The sequence below is a fragment of the Shewanella submarina genome, from assembly GCF_042646185.1.
Lineage (GTDB): Bacteria > Pseudomonadota > Gammaproteobacteria > Enterobacterales > Shewanellaceae > Shewanella > Shewanella corallii.
Genome location: NZ_JBHRTD010000006.1, coordinates 549,705 through 568,653 on the forward strand (window position 1 = coordinate 549,705; position 18,949 = coordinate 568,653).

An 18,949-nucleotide genomic window follows, 5' to 3' on the forward strand; every position below is an offset into this window, starting at 1 on the left:
AAAAGGGCTGTTGCCCGAAGAGAGTTTGATAAGTTCATAACGAACAAAGGCCCGTAGATTTCTCTACGGGCCTTCTGGAATATGGTGGCCCCTCACAGACTTGAACTGTGGACCTAACGATTATGAGTCGTGTGCTCTAACCAACTGAGCTAAGGGGCCGTGCTCTCTCGAGCGATTGGCAGTATACGAAGTTTCAAACCCCTTGTCACCCGTGAAATGCGTTGAAATTCGGTAAGTTGGTTCAATTGATTATCTGTTAACCAGGGGTTGCCGAGCGAGTGAACACAAAAAAGCCCTGCAGTGCAGGGCTTTTAAAAATCCAATTCAGGACTGATTGTTAAACCGGCTTAAGATTACTCGTCCAGGAAGGACTTGAGGATCTCTGAGCGGCTTGGGTGACGCAGTTTACGCAGAGCCTTGGCTTCGATCTGACGGATACGTTCACGGGTAACGTCGAACTGCTTACCTACCTCTTCCAGAGTGTGGTCAGTGTTCATATCGATACCAAAACGCATACGCAGTACTTTGGCTTCACGGGCGGTCAGACCGGCCAGAACTTCGTGAGTGGCCTGCTTCAGGCTCTCAGAAGTCGCGCTGTCCAGCGGCAGTTCGAGGGTAGTATCCTCGATGAAATCTCCCAGATGCGAATCTTCATCGTCACCGATAGGTGTCTCCATGGAGATAGGCTCTTTGGCGATTTTCAGTACCTTGCGGATCTTGTCTTCCGGCATCATCATGCGTTCAGCCAGCTCTTCAGGAGAAGGCTCGCGCCCCATTTCCTGCAGCATCTGGCGGGAAATACGGTTCAGCTTGTTGATGGTTTCGATCATGTGCACCGGAATACGGATAGTACGGGCCTGGTCCGCGATAGAGCGGGTGATAGCCTGACGGATCCACCAGGTTGCATAGGTCGAGAACTTGTAACCACGACGGTATTCGAACTTATCTACCGCTTTCATCAGACCGATGTTACCTTCCTGGATCAGATCCAGGAACTGCAGACCACGGTTGGTGTACTTCTTGGCGATAGAGATAACCAGACGCAGGTTAGCCTCAACCATCTCTTTCTTGGCGCGACGGGCTTTGGCTTCACCAATGCTCATACGACGGTTGATGTCTTTGATAGAGGAGATAGACAGGCCAGTCTCTTCTTCAATGGCGCTCAGTTTAGCGCTGCAACGCTGTACATCTTCCTCGACCATTTTCAGGCCTTCGGAGTAAGACTTACCGCCGGTCATTTCGGCGCTGAACCAATCCAGGCTGCTTTCATTGTTGGTGAAGATCTTAACGAAGTTCTTCTTAGGCATCTTGGCTTGTTCAACACAGAGCTTCATGATCAGACGCTCTTGAACGCGCACGCGGTCCATCATCTCACGCATGCTCTTGACCAGACGGTCAAACTGCTTTGGCACCAGACGGAATTCTTTAAAGATTTCGCCGATTTCAAACAGGGCACGGATAGATTCTGGGTGGTCACGACCTTTGGTGTCGATCACATTCAGTGCAGATTCATAGGCGGCACGCAGCTGACCGAAACGCTCACGAGCTTCTTCAGGGTCAGGACCCTTGTTGCTGTCGTCATCGCTGTCGTCATCGTCATCATCTTCATCATCATCGTCTTCATCGTCCAGCTCTTCGTCGGACAATTCGGAACCGATGTGAGTCGCCGTTGGCGCGACGTCATCTTCATCAGGGTTTACAAATCCAGAGATAATATCAGACAGGCGCAGCTCTTCGGCTTCAAACTGGTCGAATTGCTCCAGGATCATGGCGATGGCCTGTGGGTATTCGGCCACTGAGCTCTGAACAGTATTGATACCGTCTTCGATTCGCTTGGCGATTACGATCTCGCCTTCACGGGTCAACAGCTCCACAGTACCCATTTCACGCATGTACATGCGCACAGGGTCAGTGGTACGGCCCAGCTCACTTTCTACTGTGGCCAGGGCTGCTGCTGCTTCTTCCGCTGCATCTTCGTCTGTGTTGTCTTCCGACATCATCATGTCATCGGCGTCCGGTGCTTCTTCAAACACGCGGATACCCATGTCATTTATCATCTGGATAATATCTTCGATCTGGTCAGAATCGACCATATCTGCAGGTAAGTGGTCGTTCACTTCTGCATAGGTTAGATAACCTTGTTCTTTACCTTTGGCGAGCAACAATTTAAGTTGCGACTGCGGAGTTTGATCCATAGATATCATCCAAGTTGGGTAACTGTTTACTTACAACGAATCACACGCTGGCGGGCAAAAGCCGGTACTGATTGCCGTGCAAATGATCGATTATACTTGGGCACGCATCCCTGTGCCAGTCCTGAAATTATCCGGTTTTTTGCCAGAGGCTTAAGCCCGGGATTTCATGACGGAGATCAGCTTCTTTAGCTGGATCCTTTCTTCCTTAGTATGAGTCTGTTTCAGACTCAGCTCCTGATATCTTTGTTCGATATACTGGTTTGTTAACCAGATCAGGGCTTTCCTGAACTCTTGTTGCAGATTTTCATCCGCTACCTGATGCTCCCACTGAGCCAGTTTCTTCAGGGCAGGCGCTTGGGCGTGCTCTCTGAAATGTTCAAGTAGTTGGGCGGTGTTGAATCTGGTTTCGCGAGTCAATGCCAGCAGTTCAAGCAGCAGGTCAATGCCGCTCATCTGCAGGTGTTCTATAGCCGGTTGAGGGGGCAGCCCTTCTCCCAGCGATGGATGCTGTACCAATAGAGCTACAGCCAGGCGCAACGGCGTGCCGCGACCTTTCAAGCCTTTATTGGACGACATAGGTTGCTGAGGCTTGGCGTTAAAGCCAAGCTTCTTTTTGACGTCGTCGGCATTATTCATGCCCAGCTTGTGCGACAACTGCTCCAGCAGCAGGTTCTGTAGTACAGTATCCTGAATTTTTTCAATTAAGACAATTGCTTGCTTAGCAAAATTGCCCTTGTCCGTACCATACTGCTCAGTCAGGGTATCGAACAGAAATGCCTCAAGGCTTTTGGCATTGCTGATTAGCTCTTCAAAAGCGTCTTTACCGATTTGGCGGATAAGTGAATCCGGGTCTTCGCCCTGGGGCAGGAAGATAAACCTAACCTGGTCACCCGGCTTCAGCAGGGGCAGGGCGGTTTCCAATGCACGCCATGCTGCATCAAACCCTGCACGGTCACCGTCATAACAGCAGATCACCTCTTTGGCATTACGCAGCAGTAGCTGGAACTGATCTGCTGTGGTGGATGTTCCCAGTGAGGCCACCGCATAATCGACATCAAATTGAGCCAGTGCCACCACATCCATATAGCCTTCAACGATCAGCACCTTCTGTGGATCTCTGTGAGCCTGTTTCAGCTCATAAAGGCCATAGAGCTCATTGCCTTTATGGAAGATGGGGGTTTCCGGCGAGTTAAGGTACTTGGGGGTACCTTCACCCAATACCCGGCCACCAAAACCAACCACCCGACCTCGGCGATCCCGGATAGGGAACATAAGGCGGTCGCGGAATCTGTCATAACGGCTGCCACTGTCTTTGGCAATCAACATGCCACCGGTCAGCAGTTTATCCTGAGCGTCCTGGTTATTGCGGTAGCGGGATAACAGACCATCCCAGCCATCTGGGGCGAAGCCGATACCAAACTTGTCGACCACTTCCTGGCTAAGGCCACGAAGGTCGAGATAATCCAATACCTTTTGTCTGTCGTTGTGGCTGCGAAGTTGAGAGCGATAATAGTTGTTGGCCTCTTCCATTAACTGGTAGAGGTCACGGCTCAGGCCGTCATCACGGCGTTTGCCGCCTTGCTCTCTGGGCACTTCTACACCCAGCTGGCCCGCCAGCTCTTCAATGGCATCCACAAACTCCAAACGGTCATATTCCATCAGGAAGTCGATCACATTGCCGTGGGCACCACAGCCAAAGCAGTGATAAAACTGCTTGTCTCGACTGACAGTGAATGATGGTGATTTTTCACTGTGGAACGGGCAACAGGCAGAGTGATTCTTGCCGGCTTTTTTCAGCGGCACGCGGCGATCGATCAGCTCGACAATGTCAGTGCGGGCGATCAGTTCATTAATAAAATCGCGGGGGATTGCCATGGATCGTCTTACGTACCCGTTACCTAATTCGGAAACCAGAATGAATGCAGACTTGTATAACGAGAGACTCCCGACAGGAGTGTCCGGTTATATAAGCGAAACATCTCGGACAGCTTTTGATAAACAAACAAGCCGCGCATAAGCACGGCTTGTTCGTACACTGAATCACAGTTACTGCAACTTCGCGCGGATTTGAGCGCCAATGGCTCCCATATCTGCCCGACCCTGCACTTTGTTTTTCAGTGCTCCCATTACTTTGCCCATGTCCGCCATGGAGGATGCGCCAACTTCAGCAATTGTTGCATCAATAATGGCAGCAACTTCCTCTTCAGTCAGAGGCTTCGGCAGAAAAGATTCAATTACCTTGATCTCTGCTGCTTCATTGTCAGCCAGCTCGCTGCGACCTGCCGCTTCATATTGAGCGATAGAATCACGGCGTTGCTTCACCATTTTGGTTAAGACAGCTATGGCCTGGTCATCGGTCAGAGTTTCGCGGGTATCCACTTCAATCTGCTTGATGGCGGCCAGTGCCATACGAATCGTTCCCAGTCGCACTTTATCTTTGGCAACCAGAGCCGCTTTCATGTCGGCTTTCAGCTGATCTATAAGGCTCATAGCGGGATTAGTACAAACGTACGCGACGAGCGTTTTCGCGAGAAAGCTTCTTAGCCAGACGCTTTACTGCAGCAGCTTTTGCACGCTTACGAGCAGTAGTTGGCTTCTCGTAGAATTCACGAGCACGCACGTCGGCCAGGATGCCAGCTTTTTCACAAGAGCGCTTGAAACGACGCAGAGCTACGTCGAATGGTTCATTTTCACGTACTTTAATAATTGGCATACGCCATCACCCCTTAGGTGGAAGTTTGTATTGGTTCGGAACTTCCTGTCTGATGACCGGACCCCTCACCAAGAGTGTTTAACAAGATTTAAAATGGTGCGAAATTTTATACTGAACCATGCCCGGATGTAAACCCCCAAGGGCTCCCAGGCAAACAGTCAGTGCGGATATTGATCGCTGAAATTAACATCCTGATCTCGCACGGCGGAAGTATAGTCTGGTCGTTGATAAAAATCTTCAAAAAAGTCACCCGATCTGGCCAATTCAGTGACTTCTTCTGCGATATTCCTGGGGCTGGTGCCAAATCCCGAGTGCAGGTAGAATTGGCAGCCCTTAATAACGGAAAGATGAGACACAATGCGGGTTATAGGTATAGAAACATCCTGTGATGAAACCGGGATCGCCATTTATGACGACAAGGCTGGGCTGCTGTCCCACACCCTGTACAGTCAGGTTAAGCTGCACGCCGACTATGGTGGCGTGGTGCCTGAATTGGCTTCCCGAGACCATGTCCGCAAGATCGTTCCGCTTATTCGTCAGGCATTGGCTGACTCTGGTACCCGTATTGAAGATATCGACGGCGTGGCATACACCAAGGGGCCGGGCCTGATTGGTGCCTTGCTGGTTGGTGCCTGTGTAGGTCGTTCGCTGGCATACGCCTGGGGTGTGCCTGCTGTAGGCGTACATCATATGGAAGGGCACCTGCTGGCACCCATGCTGGAAGATGATGCGCCTGAGTTCCCGTTTATAGCGTTGTTGGTTTCCGGCGGCCACTCCATGTTGGTGGATGTTCAGGGCATAGGTCAGTACGAAGTGCTGGGTGAGTCTATTGATGACGCTGCCGGTGAGGCCTTCGATAAAACCGCTAAGCTGATGGGGCTGGATTATCCAGGTGGTCCGCGTCTGGCTAAGCTGGCCGCTCAGGGTGAAGGTGGCAAGTATAAGTTCCCCCGTCCTATGACTGACAGACCGGGTTTGGACTTCAGCTTCTCAGGTTTGAAAACCTTTGCGGCCAACACCATTGCTCAAGAGCCGGATGATGAACAAACCCGGGCCAATATCGCCCGTGCCTTTGAAGAGGCTGTGGTGGACACTTTGGCTATCAAGTGTCGTCGTGCTCTTAAGCAAACCGGTCATAAGCGTCTGGTGATTGCCGGGGGCGTGAGTGCCAATGTCCGCTTGCGTGAAGGCCTGGCAGAACTGATGCAGTCAATTGGCGGTAAGGTGTACTACCCAAGAGGTGAGTTCTGCACAGATAACGGTGCCATGATTGCCTATGCCGGTTTGCAGCGACTGAAGGCCGGACAGATTGAAGAACTGGCAGTAAAAGGTCAGCCAAGATGGCCTTTGGACAGCCTTGAAGCAGTGTAATCCAAAGTGAATTGATAGTTAGAAACGACGCTCCGGCGTCGTTTTTTTATGCAGTTAACTCCCATCACCCCAAAAATTGGCTGATCTGCCAGCAATCAAACTGGTTGTTGATAAAGATGTCCTTATATTTCACTGTCTTTGGGGTATGCTGCCCGCTTTTTCACGCTGTCCCCACCGGGGCTTCAACTCGGGTTTGCAATGCACTATCAAGAATCCATCGGACTGAGATACCCCAAAGGCCCACTGGCAACTGCCACGGTCTGGACTCTGGCCGGCGCCTCTATTCTGGCCTCTACCATTTTTTCGCTGCTGCTGTTTTTGTCTATCGATGACAATCCTGTGATGAAGTGGTTGTTCGGTTCGCTGGCTGTGATCTTTGAGGCGGGCAAATTCTACGCCTGGTACGAGTTTGGTGAGCGCCGGGCCCATCGTAATTACTCAGGTGCGTTGTCGGCGTTGGTGTTCTATCTGGTACTGGCGGTGATCTCTATTGGTGGCAGCATCGGCGGGATTAACAGCGCCACCAACTCAGCTCAGGAACACATTGCGGTTGAGCAGGCGAAGGTCAATACCTACAACCGCCAGATTGCTGCCATAGATAACCAGATTGAACTGAATAATCTGGCGGCCGAAAAATATATTGAAATGGAGCGCATCGCCACCGGCGTAACCCGGATCCAGCAGGAGAACAAGCGCCTGCGGGAAGAGCAGCAAAGGCTGGCGGCTGAACGTGATAGCCTGCCACCTGTGGCGCAGGGCTCGATTATCGGTCTGATTGAATCCATGGCCAATATGCTGGGCGTGGATACCAAGTCAGCGCAGTTGGGCCTGGTGGTGTTTCTGTCTGTACTGCTGGACTTTTTCGCGGCCTTCTTTGTGGGCGTAATCGGCGAAGAGCTCAGGTTCCGTCACTTTTGGCGGGCGCGCACACCGCTGACCATAGAGGCCATCAACGAACCGATTTCTTCTATTCCTCCGGTATTGGCGCTGCAGCAAACCTTATCGGACGAACTGGATTTGGCGCCTGAGCCACTGAGCGTCCCGGAGCAGGTGGCCAAAGCGCTGGCAGGCAAAAGTCTTCCCTGCAGCAAACGAGCTGTGGCCAGACAGTTTGGGTTGATGACGGAAGAGGTGGATGCGATTTTTGCTGATCTGATGGCGGCTGGCCAGCTGGGGAAAAAGGCCAACAACCATTACCACTGGACTGGTGAGGCAGTTTGATCTGCAAGCGAAGAAGCCGACTACTTGTCGGCTTTTACTTTTTTAAGCTTGTTGCGAATAGAGAATCTGGGCTCTTTGCCCTGAACCAGTCGCACAATATTGTCTTTATGGCGGGCGATAATCAGGGTCGACAACATGGCCACCGGAATCGTGAATCGTTCATCCAGATAGTGGGTGTAAACCGGTGCCAGCAGGGCGGTCAATATGGCAGCCAGGGAGGAGTAGCGGGTAATAAACACCATGACCAGCCAGGTTCCCATCAGCGCAAAAGCCAGACCTTCACCTATGGGCGCCATGGCACCAAATGCAGTGGCAACCCCTTTACCGCCTTTAAAGTCGAAAAATACCGGATAGATGTGGCCAAGACAGGCTGCAATGGCGATGACTCCAAGCCACACGGCATTAATACCCATTATGTAGGCGAGGTAGGCCGGGGCGGCGCCTTTCAGCATATCGAAAAACAGCACCATGGCAGCAGAACCTGCGCCGCCAATCCTCAACACATTGGTGGCACCGGGATTTCCTGACCCCTGAGTTCTGGGATCGGGTAAGCCTCTCATTTTACATACCAAAACGGCACTTGAGACCGAGCCTGCCAAATAGGCAGCCAATATCATAAAAATGGTCAGTGCAGCTTCGCTCAAATTGGTTTCCTTCTGGATCTGGGGTATTATCTGCGCCCTGAATGTCAGCCCAAAATTTCAGGCTGAAGGCATACTGCCAAGCCGTATCCTACTGAAGGATGCCAGCTAACACAAAGGGTATATCCCTCAGGTTGGCAATGCCGGGTGGACACCTTGGTTGCCGCGGATTGTAACCTGTCACGCAGCGCCAACTTGTCTGACCTCAGTCGTCATAACAGGAGAAATGTATGGATAAGGTCCTGATCCGTGGATTAAGTATCGATACTGTGATCGGTATCTATGAATGGGAAAAACAGATCCATCAGACCCTGGTGATAGATCTGGATATGGCGTGGGATAACCGGGCCGCGGCTGCAGGCGATGATTATGAGCACGCGCTATGCTATGAGACTGTATCCAACAGACTGACGGCACTGATTACCGAAGACCCGATTGAATTGATTGAAACTGTGGCTGAAATGGTGGCCAGGTGTGTGATGGATGAATTCAATGTTCCCTGGGTCAAAGTCACTGTCATGAAACCCGGCGCGGTGAAGCATGCTCAATCAGTGGGCGTTGAAATAGAGCGCGGCCACATTTAACTGGAACTGCACCGGGGTATTTGCCCCGAATACAAATAACAAAAGAAGCAGCATGGCAAAAATATATATCAGTTTGGGCAGCAATATTGAGCCGGTGGCACATTTAACCGCCGGACTCAGAGATCTGACCCGGCACCTTGGGCAACTGGAACTCTCTTCTGTATACGAGAGCGAAGCTGTTGGCTTTGATGGCACCAACTTCCTCAATATGGTGGCGGCTGCCGACACCAGTTTGTCTGTGGCAGAACTGAATAGCCTGTTCAAGCAAATTGAGCGGGACAACGGCCGATTACCCAGTGCCAAGAAGTTTGCTCCCCGCACGCTGGACCTGGATCTGCTGCTTTATGATGACCTGGTATGTGACTCCCCCATAGTGCTGCCCAGAGCGGAAATTACCGAGAACGCATTTGTTCTTTGGCCGCTGGCGGAAATCGCACCTGAGCGGTTACACCCCACAACCGGGTTGAACTATCAGAGTTTGTGGGATGCTTATAACAAGCCTCAGAAACTTTGGGTCATTGAACTCACCTGGCCAACTCTGGTCTGATTTACCCATTTATTCGATACAAGGGAAACTATGGATACTCTGCAGGTCATTCTGCTGGCTCTGATCCAGGGCTTTACTGAATTTTTGCCTATCTCCAGCTCTGCGCACCTGATTTTGCCCGCGCAGCTTTTCGGTTGGGAAGATCAGGGGCTGTCGTTCGATGTGGCTGTGCATATTGGTTCATTGCTGGCGGTAATCATCTATTTCCGCAAGGAAATTGTCGCCATGTTCAAGGCCTGGATAGCCAGTATCTTTAAGGGAAAGCATTCAGACGACAGCAAGTTGGCCTGGTGGATTATTCTCGCGACTATCCCAGCTGTGGTTATCGGCTTTATGGCCAAGGACTGGGTGGAAAGCTTTCTGCGTGGCCCGGGTGTGATTGCCATTACGACTGTGGTGTTTGGTCTGCTGCTGTGGCTGGGTGACCGTATGGCCAAATGTGAGCTGACCGAATATCAGACCGGCTGGAAAAAAGCCCTGCTGATTGGTTTTGCTCAGGCGCTTGCCCTTATTCCGGGAACATCACGCAGTGGCGTAACCATGACCGCCGCTTTGATGCTGGGTCTGAATAAGGAAGCGGCAGCCCGTTTCTCATTCCTGATGTCTATCCCGGTTATTCTGGGTGCGGCTTTGCTGATGGGCAAAGACATAGTGACTGAAGGCCATGTGATTGACTGGCAGGCGATGGGACTGGGGGTCTTGCTCTCTTTTATCTCTGCCTATGTCTGTATTCACTTCTTCCTGAAGATTATCAGCCGTATGGGTATGACACCATTTGTGATTTATCGTCTGGCGCTGGGTCTGTTCCTATGTGGCTTTATTTTCCTGTAAGCTTGTGAATAACCCCGGCCGTTTGCCGGGGTTTCTATTTTTTCGGAATCAGTTATGACCGTTTCTCTCCAATGCCCTATTTGCCGTCAGCCTTTGAGTCAGTATCTGACCAGCAAGGACCTGCACTGCAGCAACAAACATCAGTTCCCTTTTACTCAGGTCCACGAAGAGCGGGGATACTGGGTGTTCGGCAAGGGTAAAAAGCAGCAGGTACTGTCCCGTGCACAAATGCGATCCAGACTCTTTCTGCTGAGTGGAGGCTTGCAGGCACCGCTGATCGACGCGATGACAGTACAGTTGATACCACTGCTGTCTGGCCAGTCGACTCTCTCCTGGCTGGATTATGAATCCGCCGAAGGCTTTTACCTGAGGGCGCTGGCGGAGTCTCTGGCGCAGCAACAAGCTGAACTGACACTGGAGCGTTATGGGTTTGCCGAGGCGGATAATGCCCTGTTCGCGGCCGCTAAAGCGGGCAGTGATGAGGTGTACGCGCAATGTTCGTCCAAGGGGCTTCCCTATGTCGACAACAGCTTTGATCTGCTGACGGTTATCGACAAACCTCTCAAGGGTAAAGAAGCGGTCCGTGTGCTGAAAGAAGGCGGACTGGCCTTGATAGTGATCCCCGCCAGTCGCCATTTATGGCAGCTGCGCACTCAGGTGTTTGCGGATCTCGCCGAGAAAGAGGTGAGTATCAACCTGCCCAAAGAGCTGGAGCTTGTTGTATCAACACGTATTCAGTGGAATGCGGATGTAGACGGTGAACAGGCGCTGACGCTGTTGGATATGACGCCTTATGCCTGGCGTGCCAATGACAAGCTGAAAAGCAAAATTGCCAGAGAATCGATTAACGGCTTAGAGATGGATTATTTGGTGGTGTTGGCCAGAAAGAGCCGGGGAGAATAACAGGGGAGGTGTATCGGCAATACAAGGTATTGCCGATACCAACACATTACTTCTTGTAAGAAGAAGCCATGTTGTCGATGCGGTCGTTGGCGCGCTTGGCTTCAGCTTGTGCGTCCATAGCAGCAGCTTTAGCAGCTTTAGCGTCAGCAGAAACTTTACCCTGCTCAGCCTTCAGAGAGCTAACTTCAGCAGACAGCTGGTCTACTTTGTTGCCCAGGTTTGCAACGCTTGCTTCCAGTGCATCGGTGTTGGCACAGCCACCCAGCATAGCAGTCATAGCTACACCAGCAACCATCATTAACTTTTTGTTCATTGGAGTAATCCCTTTAAAGATAGTGTGGATTAAAAGGCCACAGTCCCCTGAGGTCGACTGCAACCGCATAATTATGTCATAGCCAATTTAATTTGCTATGAAAAATCATGGAATCGGTCAAAACGATAGCGAATATTCACCTTTTTTCAAAGGACTAAATGGTCTGATTTAGCATATTCACAGTTTGCTTACATCAAATGTGTGACATTGCTTAAATTCTGACAGCATATTCATTCGCCGCTTTTGCAATTCGTCACGAATTTCGGGTCCTTTAAAACCTGCATCAACAATCTGTTTGACTTCAACTGCCGCTGCAATTTTATAAGCCTCATGCAGATAATCAGCCTGAGGGTAATCTGCATTTTCGAAGCCGGTGCGACCACGACTATCTGCCTGACAAACCAACAAAAGCTTTTCCAGTCTTTCGGGTTTACGCCAAATATCGGCCTTATCAAACTGCTTTAGCAATGTTTCCGGTCTTAATTCGAAAGCATTGTGCAGATTTTGGTGCAGGTCACTGGCCAATAACGCCAGGTCACGATACTCGTTGGGAACACGTAACCGCTGGCAAAATTCCCGTATGGGTTTCAGACCTTTCTGACCGTGGCCATGGTGTTTTGGCCATTGCGCTTCAGGTGTCAGGGCTTTACCCAAATCATGAACCATGGCGGCAAAGCGCACACTTTTATCTGTGGACAGTCTGGCTGCTTGCTCCAGCACCATCAGCGTATGGATACCTGTGTCGATTTCCGGGTGCCACTTTTCAGGTTGGGGCACGCCGAACAGGGCATGGATTTCCGGCATCAATATCGGCAGGGCGTTACACTCTTTCAGTACCTGCAGGAACACCTGTGGATGATCTGTGGCCAGGGCTTTATCCAGCTCTTGCCACACCCGTTCAGGGGTTAAGGCATCAAGCTCACCGCTGGCAGCTATCTCCTGCATCAGCGACATCGTTTCCGGGGCTATGGTAAACCCCTGAGCGGCAAATCGCGCCGCAAAACGTGCAACCCTGAGCACCCGCAGAGGGTCTTCAACAAAGGCGGGGGAGACATGGCGCAATACTCTGGCGTCAATATCAGCCTGACCACCATAGGGGTCATTAAGCTCTCCTGAGTCATCCAGCGCAATAGCATTGATGGTCAGATCGCGTCTGAGCAGGTCCTGCTCCAGAGTGACATCCGGGGCGGCATGGCAGGCAAAGCCTCCATAACCTGCACCTGTCTTACGCTCGGTTCTGGCCAGGGCATGCTCTTCTTTGGTTTTGGGGTGCAGGAATACCGGGAAGTCTTTGCCCACCTGTTCATAACCCAACGACAACATTTGCTCAGGCGTGGCTCCTACCACCATATAGTCTCTGTCTTTTACCGGCAGACCCAGAAGCTGATCCCTGACTGCACCGCCGACCAGATAGATTTTCACGCTGTACTTCTCGCTTTGAAATTTGCCGTAAGCATAACACCGGTGGCAAAAAAGCGATAAAGTCAGCCCGCTTTTTGACATCCTTATGCTGGCGCTATACCTTGAGCAAAACTTTTCAGAGCATCTGTTTACAGGGTATGTATAAGGCTTTCTTCGGGTTGAATGACAACCCATTTTCTATTGCGCCCAATCCTCATTATCTGTTTCTCAGTGACAGGCACAGAGAAGCACTGGCGCACCTGACTTATGGACTGGGTGAAACCGGTGGTTTCGTACTGCTGACCGGGGAGGTGGGGACAGGAAAAACCACCGTCAGTCGCTGTTTGTTGCAGCAGTTACCTGACAATACAGATACCGCCTTTATTCTGAACCCCTCGCTGACCGAGCAGGAGCTGTTGGCCACCCTGTGTGATGAGCTGAAGATTTCCTATGGCGACAACCCCAGCCTCAAGCAGCTGACAGATCTGCTCAGCCAATATTTGCTGAAGAATCATGAGGCGGGGCGAAACACAGTATTGATTATTGATGAGGCTCAACATCTCAGGCCAGAGGTGCTTGAACAACTGCGGCTGCTCACCAATCTGGAGACAGATACCAAAAAACTGCTGCAGGTAATATTGATTGGTCAGCCTGAACTGCAACAGCTGCTTAAGCGTCAGGAGCTGCGTCAGCTGGCCCAACGCATTACGGCCAGATATCACTTGTTGCCTTTGAGCGAGCAGGAACTCGGCTTGTATGTGCAGCACAGATTGCAGGTTGCCGGACGTCATGAACCGCTGTTTACGGCCAAAGCCATTAAGGTACTGCATAAAGCGACCGGTGGTATTCCCCGTTTAAGCAACCTGATTTGCGAAAGAGCTTTGATGGCAGCCTATGCACAGTCCAAAGTGCCGGTGGACCATAAAATGGTGCAAACTGCAGCGGCAGAGGTGTTGGGCGAGGAGCCCGACACCGCCCGTAATTGGTGGCCCATGGTCGCTGGAGTGGGATTTGTGCTGGCATTCGGCGCTGTGTTCTATACGCTGCAATCCGGTGATAAACCCGCAGAGCAGCAGGCTGCGGAGCTGGCCAATGTTCAGCCTGTCGTTACAGAGCCTGTTTTAACTGAACCCGCCCATACTGATTTGGCCGGGAATGGTAACGCTCATAGCAACAATTTGGGGCAAAGACAGCTGCAGCGAGCGCTGGAGCAGAGCGGCAATATAGATACTGCATTCGCAGCCTTGCTGGGGTTGTGGAACCGGACTCCCTATCAGGATATGAGTCCCTGCCAGGCGGCCACACTTCAGGGCCTTGCCTGTTTTCAGCAGCAGGGTAACAGTGCATCGATTCTCAGGCTGAACTATCCGGCAGTGGTTTATCTCCACAGTGGCAGTACTGAGGCTTTCGGCACCCTTATCTCCCGTGAAGGTGAGGAACTGCTGTTGCAACTGGGCGAGCAGCAGTTCTGGGTCAGCCGGGATTGGTTTGAACGTCACTTCAGCGGTGTGTTTGAGATTCTGTGGCAACCTGATCAGGATGCCAGCCAGCCCATCGGCCCGCACTCTTCTCAGCCTCAGTTACAATGGTTGGAAAACTCGCTGGCGATGGTGGATAAGGTCCCGGCCCGACTGGTTAATGGTTATGACAGCCAACTGGAGCAGCGACTGAAAACCTTCCAGCGCCAACATGGCCTGCAGGCTGATGGTATTGCCGGCAGTCAAACGCTGACACAGCTGGGCCTGTATCTGAGTCAGTCAGGTCCAAGATTGAGCAGCGGGGAGCAGTTCTGATGTCTATTTTGCTCGATGCAGTGATACGCAATAAACAGCAGGGACAGTTGCCTGATCCCGCCACTGCGCCTAGAAGCTATGAACAGGCACAGCGACGCTGGCCAGTCAAAGCGACTGCCGCTGTGGTGATAAGTTTACTGGCGGGGGCCGGGGCGGCTTTTGGCTTGAATTTGCTGCTGAATAAAGAGGACACAGGTCTGCCTGTGGCTGCTCCTGTGACTATCCCTGCGCCCGAGCAGGCTCTGGTACCAGCTCAAGCAAGCAATTCAGTTGTGGCTACCACAGACGCTAAATCCACTCAGAGTGCAGAGGTCCGTCTCGCCGGGCGTGGTAATTTGCCCGTTGCTCAGCCAAGCCCTGTGACGCATGCCAGTGGTGCCAATCGGTCAGGAACTCTGCCAGCCATGGCGTCTCAAACTCAGAGAGATATGAGACGGACAATACCTGCCGTTCAGAGCCAGGCTGCGGCAAGCTCTGGCTCTCAGCCTTTGGTTCTGGGTGCCAATACGGATTTGACGCCTGAGCAGTTAGAGATTTTACGCCGGGAAGCCGGTACTTCGCCCGAGGGCATGGCAGATCTGGGGCGGGAGGCGAGAGAAGAGCAGGAAAATCTGCTGGCTGCCTTTGAACAGGCGCTGAAAGAGGTTGAATATCAGCATTCGGTGAATGAAGGTGTGACGCCAAAGTCGCTGGATCCTATTCCTGAGCCTCAGGATACCGGCCTGCCAAAATATGGCGATCTGCCGCTGTCACTGCAACAGCAGGTGCCGGATTTCAATATCGTTGCTCACGTCTATGCCAGCAACCCGAACAACCGTTGGCTTAATGTGGATGGTCGGGAGTTGCAGCAGGGTGACACCATAGGTGGCAAGCTGAAGATAGTGGAGATCCGCCCAAGGGACGTAATACTTGAGATTGGCGGAACAGAGTTTACTGTGCCGGCGATATAGCTTGCTGAATCTAAAAACAAAAAGGACGCCCGTGGGCGTCCTTTTTCGTTCTGGCTTGAGCGCTGATTAAGCGGTAGCGATACGGGCCAGTACACGGTCAGCTGCAGCCAGTGTGGCCTGCAGCTCTTCTTCACCGTGGGCCATTGACAGGAAGCCTGCCTCATAGGCGCTTGGTGCCAGGTAAACACCTTCGTCCAGCATGCCGTGATAGAAGGCGCGGAAGTGTTCCATATTGCACTTGGTTACCTGCTCAAACAGGGTCACCTCAGGCTCGTCAGTAAAGAAGAAACCGAACATGCCGCCAACATAGTTGATGCTCATTGGAATACCGTGCTTGTCAGCTGCAGCTTTGAAACCTTCAGCGATACGCTTGGTCTTGGCCGCCAGCTCTTCATACAGGCCTTCTTCACACAGGGCTTCCATCTGAGCTAAACCAGCAGACATGGCGATTGGGTTACCGGACAGAGTACCTGCCTGGTAAACCGGACCGGTAGGCGCAATAAACTGCATAACGTCTTTACGGCCACCAAAAGCACCTACAGGCATACCGCCGCCGATAACCTTACCCAGAGTGGTCAGATCAGGCTTGATGCCGTAGTGACCCTGAGCGCCGCTCTTGGAAACACGGAAACCCGTCATCACTTCGTCGATAATCAGCAGGGCGCCGAACTCGTCACACAGAGCGCGCAGGCCTTCCAGGAAGCCAGCAACCGGAGGAATACAGTTCATGTTGCCTGCAACCGGCTCCAGAATGATACAGGAGATGGAATCCGGGTACTGCTCGAACATCGCCTTTACAGAATCCAGGTCGTTGTATACCGCGGTCAGAGTGTGCTTGGCGAAGTCTTCTGGGATACCTGGAGAGCTTGGCTGACCCAGAGTCAGGGCGCCCGAACCAGCTTTTACCAGCAGACAATCAGCGTGGCCATGGTAGCAGCCTTCAAACTTCAGGATCTTGTCACGGCCGGTAAAACCACGGGCCAGACGGATTGCACTCATGGTGGCTTCAGTACCTGAGCTCACCATACGCACCATCTCCATGGAAGGAACCATTTCGATTACCTTCTCAGCCATGGTCACTTCCAGCTCAGTTGGCGCACCGAAAGACAGACCGTTTTCCACTGCATCCAGCACAGCCTGACGGATTTTAGGGTGGTTATGGCCCAGGATCATTGGGCCCCATGAACCTACGTAGTCGATGTACTTGTTGCCGTCAGCGTCATAGATGTAGGCACCATCGGCTTTCTCAATAAAGCGTGGAGTACCACCCACACCATTGAATGCACGTACCGGGGAGTTCACACCGCCGGGGATGGTTTGTTTTGCCTGTTCAAACAGCGTTTCGGAACGGGTCATCTTATTTCCTTGTTCGTGTTGTTCCGGCCTGGCCGGTTTGGTCTTGCTTTCCGCCGGGGCGGAAAATCCTGAATTCTGTGGGGAGTTTCCTCCCATAGACGCCCAATTGTGGGGCAGCGACCGCCAATGTCAATGGCGGGGATCACAGGATAAAGCAAATTGTTGTCACTCTGGCGTCAGTCCTGTGTTACTGGCGTGGCAGTTATATCATTTTTAACTAAAGTGGCTGTTTTAAATCAGAGATATAGCTGTTCGCGCTATAGTGAAAACTCAGGATTGAGGGCACTATCCAGTTAACTGAAAGGAGTGCTGTAAAGGTGGGGTATGACGCAACAGGGTAATTGCCGATTGGTGTTGTTGCCGGGCATGGATGGCACAGGCAAGTTGTTTGTTCCTTTACTCAGGCATTTGGCCGGTATCAGGGTGCAGGTCATCGGCTTACCCCAGGGAGGGCCTCAGGATTACCTTGCGCTGGCAGAATATGTGAAACGTCAACTTCCTGAGGGAGACGTTATTTTGTTGGCGGAGTCATTTTCCGGCGGAATCGCAGCATGCCTGTCACGGCAATCCCTGCCTAACCTCAAAGGCATTATCTTTGTGGCAAGCTTTCTGTCATCACCACAGCCATTGCTGTCGGCCATTGCCTCACGTTTGTTTACGCTACTTTCCCCCGCGCAACTCTTGAATCTGCCAATGGCAAACCGGGTTATACGTCGATATTTTCTGGAACGAGAGGCGAGCGACAGACAAATCGCAGATCTGAAAGAGGCGATCACAGCGGTTGATCCGCGCGTGTTGGCCAGGCGACTTGAGCTTATCAGCCAAATGCGGTTTGAAAGGTTTCACTCTGAGGTCCCCGCGGTATGCCTGCAGGCCGAGGAGGACACTTTGGTCGGGGCCGATAAGCTTAACGACTTCAGGCAGGCATATATGGGGATGATGCTGGCGAAGCTGCCCGGCTCACATTTTACCTTAAACACTCACCCGGAAGCCGGTGCAAGGGCGATTTTACAGGGGGTTGATTGGTTGCTGGCAAAAGGTGTTTCCATTGAGTCAACCAGAGATTTCTCCCCTGGATTTTCGGGAGAGAAAGACACACTCTGACCTGGTTGCCCTGTTTAATTCAGGGCTGTTTTGCGCTTTTGTAGGGTGTTGACGAGGGCATCCGGATGCATTCAATGATCTGCTCTCGTGAAATGATAACGGGCGTTACCAGGTGATCATATTTGGGCGTCAGCAGGCTTCGGCTGTGCTTGCACAGCAGTGCAACAGTGGGTTAGGTCTCAGCTGGGCCGGATAGGAAGCCATACTGAAGGATAACGACCAGTGGTTAAGTGTGGAGTTTTGCTGATGTTCTCACTCAAAAGGAGATGGGAGGTTAAATGCCAGAGGTAGCTGAAGGCCTGAGTATCACACGCGATGCCAGAGGCGACAGCCTGTTCCGTATTCTGCTGCTTACTGGTGGGGTGGTGCTGGCCTGGTATCTGGGGCAGTTTCTTGAGTCAGTGCTCGCTGGCGCGCCTTTGGATAAAAGGCACCCCTATTCGTCGGGTACTGTCTCTGAACAAGCTGCAGAGATTTTTAAATATGTGTTTTACCTGCTTGCTCTATTGCTCCTGTCAGGGTCGTTTATTCCCTCCATCTATATGTTTATCAAGGGGGGACAATGGCATGTTACGGTCAATGCTGATGGCATTGATTGGCAATCCCCCATTGCGCGCTATGAAGCGTCTTTTTATTACCCTTTGACGGATATCGACTGCATAGTTGATATCCGGCTTGATAGTGGCAGGTTTGTCCTACACGAAAAATACCTGCTGCTAAAAGGTGGCCGTAAGCACCCGCTAAAGAGCTTCTCCGGCATGGATATCGAGGCGATATATGCTGAACTGGAACGCCTAGGCATCCCTGTTTGTAAAACTCCGCCGCCATCAGTACAGGAAGCAAAGGGCGGGGAATCATAACGGGAATCCAGTAAGGTTGGTGCCGGTAGTCTTGCGAAGCAGTCACGGCTATGGCTGTTGGTATCAGCATTAAGCTGACGTTCTGGTCTAACAAGGGCGCTGTTGCTTTAACCCCCTGGCCTTTGCAAAGGCTCTGCGTGCTGTCGGAGCGAAAGTGGGCGTGAGC

General features: G+C 51.9%; 18 protein-coding genes and 1 tRNA gene. 10 read left to right on the top strand and 9 right to left on the bottom strand.

Annotated elements, in window-relative coordinates; all coding sequences use genetic code 11:
- Nucleotides 1–82: 82 nt before the first annotated feature.
- The 5 genes from ACFOE0_RS05400 to rpsU form a co-directional block, all read right to left on the bottom strand.
- Nucleotides 83–159, bottom strand: a tRNA-Ile gene (locus tag ACFOE0_RS05400).
- A 194-nt stretch (nucleotides 160–353) separates the two neighbouring features.
- Nucleotides 354–2,195: an RNA polymerase sigma factor RpoD gene (gene rpoD / locus ACFOE0_RS05405; protein WP_248935120.1), complete on the bottom strand. Its 1,842-nt coding sequence runs from the start codon at nucleotides 2,193–2,195 to the stop codon at nucleotides 354–356.
- A gap of 150 nt (nucleotides 2,196–2,345) precedes the next feature.
- The gene (gene dnaG / locus ACFOE0_RS05410) at nucleotides 2,346–4,070 is read right to left on the bottom strand and encodes a DNA primase (protein WP_248935119.1); all 1,725 of its coding nucleotides are present in this window, start codon (nucleotides 4,068–4,070) and stop codon (nucleotides 2,346–2,348) included.
- 171 nt (nucleotides 4,071–4,241) lie between these two features.
- Complete coding sequence (locus ACFOE0_RS05415) at nucleotides 4,242–4,685, bottom strand: GatB/YqeY domain-containing protein (RefSeq protein ID WP_115135840.1); 444 nt, start codon at nucleotides 4,683–4,685, stop codon at nucleotides 4,242–4,244.
- 7 nt (nucleotides 4,686–4,692) lie between these two features.
- Nucleotides 4,693–4,908 carry a 30S ribosomal protein S21 gene (gene rpsU, locus ACFOE0_RS05420; RefSeq protein ID WP_006080725.1) on the bottom strand — a complete coding sequence of 72 codons (216 nt, stop codon included), beginning with the start codon at nucleotides 4,906–4,908 and terminating at the stop codon, nucleotides 4,693–4,695.
- A gap of 357 nt (nucleotides 4,909–5,265) precedes the next feature.
- On the opposite strand from rpsU, the gene tsaD reads away from it, so the two are divergent.
- Nucleotides 5,266–6,279: a tRNA (adenosine(37)-N6)-threonylcarbamoyltransferase complex transferase subunit TsaD gene (gene tsaD / locus ACFOE0_RS05425; protein ID WP_248935118.1), complete on the top strand. Its 1,014-nt coding sequence runs from the start codon at nucleotides 5,266–5,268 to the stop codon at nucleotides 6,277–6,279.
- 198 nt (nucleotides 6,280–6,477) lie between these two features.
- The gene (locus ACFOE0_RS05430) at nucleotides 6,478–7,500 is read left to right on the top strand and encodes a Preprotein translocase subunit SecY (RefSeq protein WP_248935117.1); all 1,023 of its coding nucleotides are present in this window, start codon (nucleotides 6,478–6,480) and stop codon (nucleotides 7,498–7,500) included.
- Between the two features lie 20 nt (nucleotides 7,501–7,520).
- Here ACFOE0_RS05430 and plsY read toward each other — a convergent pair whose 3' ends face one another.
- Nucleotides 7,521–8,144, bottom strand: coding sequence for a glycerol-3-phosphate 1-O-acyltransferase PlsY (gene plsY, locus ACFOE0_RS05435; protein ID WP_115135836.1), 624 nt, complete (start codon nucleotides 8,142–8,144; stop codon nucleotides 7,521–7,523).
- A gap of 227 nt (nucleotides 8,145–8,371) precedes the next feature.
- On the opposite strand from plsY, the gene folB reads away from it, so the two are divergent.
- The 4 genes from folB to ACFOE0_RS05455 are packed head-to-tail and all read left to right on the top strand — an operon-like array spanning nucleotide 8,372 to nucleotide 11,006.
- Nucleotides 8,372–8,725 carry a dihydroneopterin aldolase gene (folB, locus tag ACFOE0_RS05440; RefSeq protein WP_115135835.1) on the top strand — a complete coding sequence of 118 codons (354 nt, stop codon included), beginning with the start codon at nucleotides 8,372–8,374 and terminating at the stop codon, nucleotides 8,723–8,725.
- Between the two features lie 52 nt (nucleotides 8,726–8,777).
- Nucleotides 8,778–9,272, top strand: coding sequence for a 2-amino-4-hydroxy-6-hydroxymethyldihydropteridine diphosphokinase (folK, locus tag ACFOE0_RS05445; RefSeq protein ID WP_248935116.1), 495 nt, complete (start codon nucleotides 8,778–8,780; stop codon nucleotides 9,270–9,272).
- 30 nt (nucleotides 9,273–9,302) lie between these two features.
- The gene (locus ACFOE0_RS05450) at nucleotides 9,303–10,103 is read left to right on the top strand and encodes an undecaprenyl-diphosphate phosphatase (protein WP_248935115.1); all 801 of its coding nucleotides are present in this window, start codon (nucleotides 9,303–9,305) and stop codon (nucleotides 10,101–10,103) included.
- A gap of 54 nt (nucleotides 10,104–10,157) precedes the next feature.
- The gene (locus ACFOE0_RS05455; protein WP_248935114.1) at nucleotides 10,158–11,006 is read left to right on the top strand and encodes an SAM-dependent methyltransferase; all 849 of its coding nucleotides are present in this window, start codon (nucleotides 10,158–10,160) and stop codon (nucleotides 11,004–11,006) included.
- 46 nt (nucleotides 11,007–11,052) lie between these two features.
- On the opposite strand, the gene ACFOE0_RS05460 is transcribed toward ACFOE0_RS05455, so the two are convergent.
- Together ACFOE0_RS05460 and ACFOE0_RS05465 are read right to left on the bottom strand one after the other, a co-directional pair.
- The gene (locus ACFOE0_RS05460; protein ID WP_115135831.1) at nucleotides 11,053–11,319 is read right to left on the bottom strand and encodes an Lpp/OprI family alanine-zipper lipoprotein; all 267 of its coding nucleotides are present in this window, start codon (nucleotides 11,317–11,319) and stop codon (nucleotides 11,053–11,055) included.
- 177 nt (nucleotides 11,320–11,496) lie between these two features.
- Nucleotides 11,497–12,741, bottom strand: a complete 1,245-nt coding sequence (locus ACFOE0_RS05465) for a multifunctional CCA addition/repair protein (RefSeq protein ID WP_248935113.1) — start codon at nucleotides 12,739–12,741, stop codon at nucleotides 11,497–11,499.
- A gap of 137 nt (nucleotides 12,742–12,878) precedes the next feature.
- Here ACFOE0_RS05465 and ACFOE0_RS05470 point away from each other — a divergent pair, with 137 nt between their 5' ends.
- Nucleotides 12,879–14,513: an AAA family ATPase gene (locus tag ACFOE0_RS05470; protein WP_248935535.1), complete on the top strand. Its 1,635-nt coding sequence runs from the start codon at nucleotides 12,879–12,881 to the stop codon at nucleotides 14,511–14,513.
- Nucleotides 14,513–15,463, top strand: a complete 951-nt coding sequence (locus tag ACFOE0_RS05475; protein ID WP_248935112.1) for a general secretion pathway protein GspB — start codon at nucleotides 14,513–14,515, stop codon at nucleotides 15,461–15,463. Before ACFOE0_RS05470 ends, ACFOE0_RS05475 begins: the two co-directional genes overlap by 1 nt.
- A 66-nt stretch (nucleotides 15,464–15,529) precedes the next feature.
- Here the strand turns inward: ACFOE0_RS05475 and hemL are convergent, their stop codons facing one another.
- Complete coding sequence (gene hemL / locus ACFOE0_RS05480; protein WP_248935111.1) at nucleotides 15,530–16,819, bottom strand: glutamate-1-semialdehyde 2,1-aminomutase; 1,290 nt, start codon at nucleotides 16,817–16,819, stop codon at nucleotides 15,530–15,532.
- 324 nt (nucleotides 16,820–17,143) lie between these two features.
- Here hemL and ACFOE0_RS05485 point away from each other — a divergent pair, with 324 nt between their 5' ends.
- Both ACFOE0_RS05485 and ACFOE0_RS05490 read left to right on the top strand, forming a co-directional pair.
- Nucleotides 17,144–17,923 carry an alpha/beta fold hydrolase gene (locus ACFOE0_RS05485; protein ID WP_248935110.1) on the top strand — a complete coding sequence of 260 codons (780 nt, stop codon included), beginning with the start codon at nucleotides 17,144–17,146 and terminating at the stop codon, nucleotides 17,921–17,923.
- Nucleotides 17,924–18,201: 278 nt separating this feature from the next.
- Nucleotides 18,202–18,783 carry a hypothetical protein gene (locus ACFOE0_RS05490; protein WP_248935109.1) on the top strand — a complete coding sequence of 194 codons (582 nt, stop codon included), beginning with the start codon at nucleotides 18,202–18,204 and terminating at the stop codon, nucleotides 18,781–18,783.
- The last annotated feature ends 166 nt before the right edge of the window (nucleotides 18,784–18,949 follow it).

Excerpts from the sequence above, each read along its gene's own strand:
- rpoD (WP_248935120.1), bottom strand. The coding sequence starts at position 2,195 with ATGGATCAAACTCCGCAGTCGCAACTTAAATTGTTGCTCGCCAAAGGT.
- dnaG (WP_248935119.1), bottom strand. The coding sequence starts at position 4,070 with ATGGCAATCCCCCGCGATTTTATTAATGAACTGATCGCCCGCACTGAC.
- ACFOE0_RS05415 (WP_115135840.1), bottom strand. The coding sequence starts at position 4,685 with ATGAGCCTTATAGATCAGCTGAAAGCCGACATGAAAGCGGCTCTGGTT.
- rpsU (WP_006080725.1), bottom strand. The coding sequence starts at position 4,908 with ATGCCAATTATTAAAGTACGTGAAAATGAACCATTCGACGTAGCTCTG.
- tsaD (WP_248935118.1), top strand. The coding sequence starts at position 5,266 with ATGCGGGTTATAGGTATAGAAACATCCTGTGATGAAACCGGGATCGCC.
- ACFOE0_RS05430 (WP_248935117.1), top strand. The coding sequence starts at position 6,478 with ATGCACTATCAAGAATCCATCGGACTGAGATACCCCAAAGGCCCACTG.
- folB (WP_115135835.1), top strand. The coding sequence starts at position 8,372 with ATGGATAAGGTCCTGATCCGTGGATTAAGTATCGATACTGTGATCGGT.
- folK (WP_248935116.1), top strand. The coding sequence starts at position 8,778 with ATGGCAAAAATATATATCAGTTTGGGCAGCAATATTGAGCCGGTGGCA.
- ACFOE0_RS05450 (WP_248935115.1), top strand. The coding sequence starts at position 9,303 with ATGGATACTCTGCAGGTCATTCTGCTGGCTCTGATCCAGGGCTTTACT.
- ACFOE0_RS05455 (WP_248935114.1), top strand. The coding sequence starts at position 10,158 with ATGACCGTTTCTCTCCAATGCCCTATTTGCCGTCAGCCTTTGAGTCAG.
- ACFOE0_RS05460 (WP_115135831.1), bottom strand. The coding sequence starts at position 11,319 with ATGAACAAAAAGTTAATGATGGTTGCTGGTGTAGCTATGACTGCTATG.
- ACFOE0_RS05470 (WP_248935535.1), top strand. The coding sequence starts at position 12,879 with ATGTATAAGGCTTTCTTCGGGTTGAATGACAACCCATTTTCTATTGCG.
- ACFOE0_RS05475 (WP_248935112.1), top strand. The coding sequence starts at position 14,513 with ATGTCTATTTTGCTCGATGCAGTGATACGCAATAAACAGCAGGGACAG.
- hemL (WP_248935111.1), bottom strand. The coding sequence starts at position 16,819 with ATGACCCGTTCCGAAACGCTGTTTGAACAGGCAAAACAAACCATCCCC.
- ACFOE0_RS05485 (WP_248935110.1), top strand. The coding sequence starts at position 17,144 with ATGACGCAACAGGGTAATTGCCGATTGGTGTTGTTGCCGGGCATGGAT.
- ACFOE0_RS05490 (WP_248935109.1), top strand. The coding sequence starts at position 18,202 with ATGCCAGAGGTAGCTGAAGGCCTGAGTATCACACGCGATGCCAGAGGC.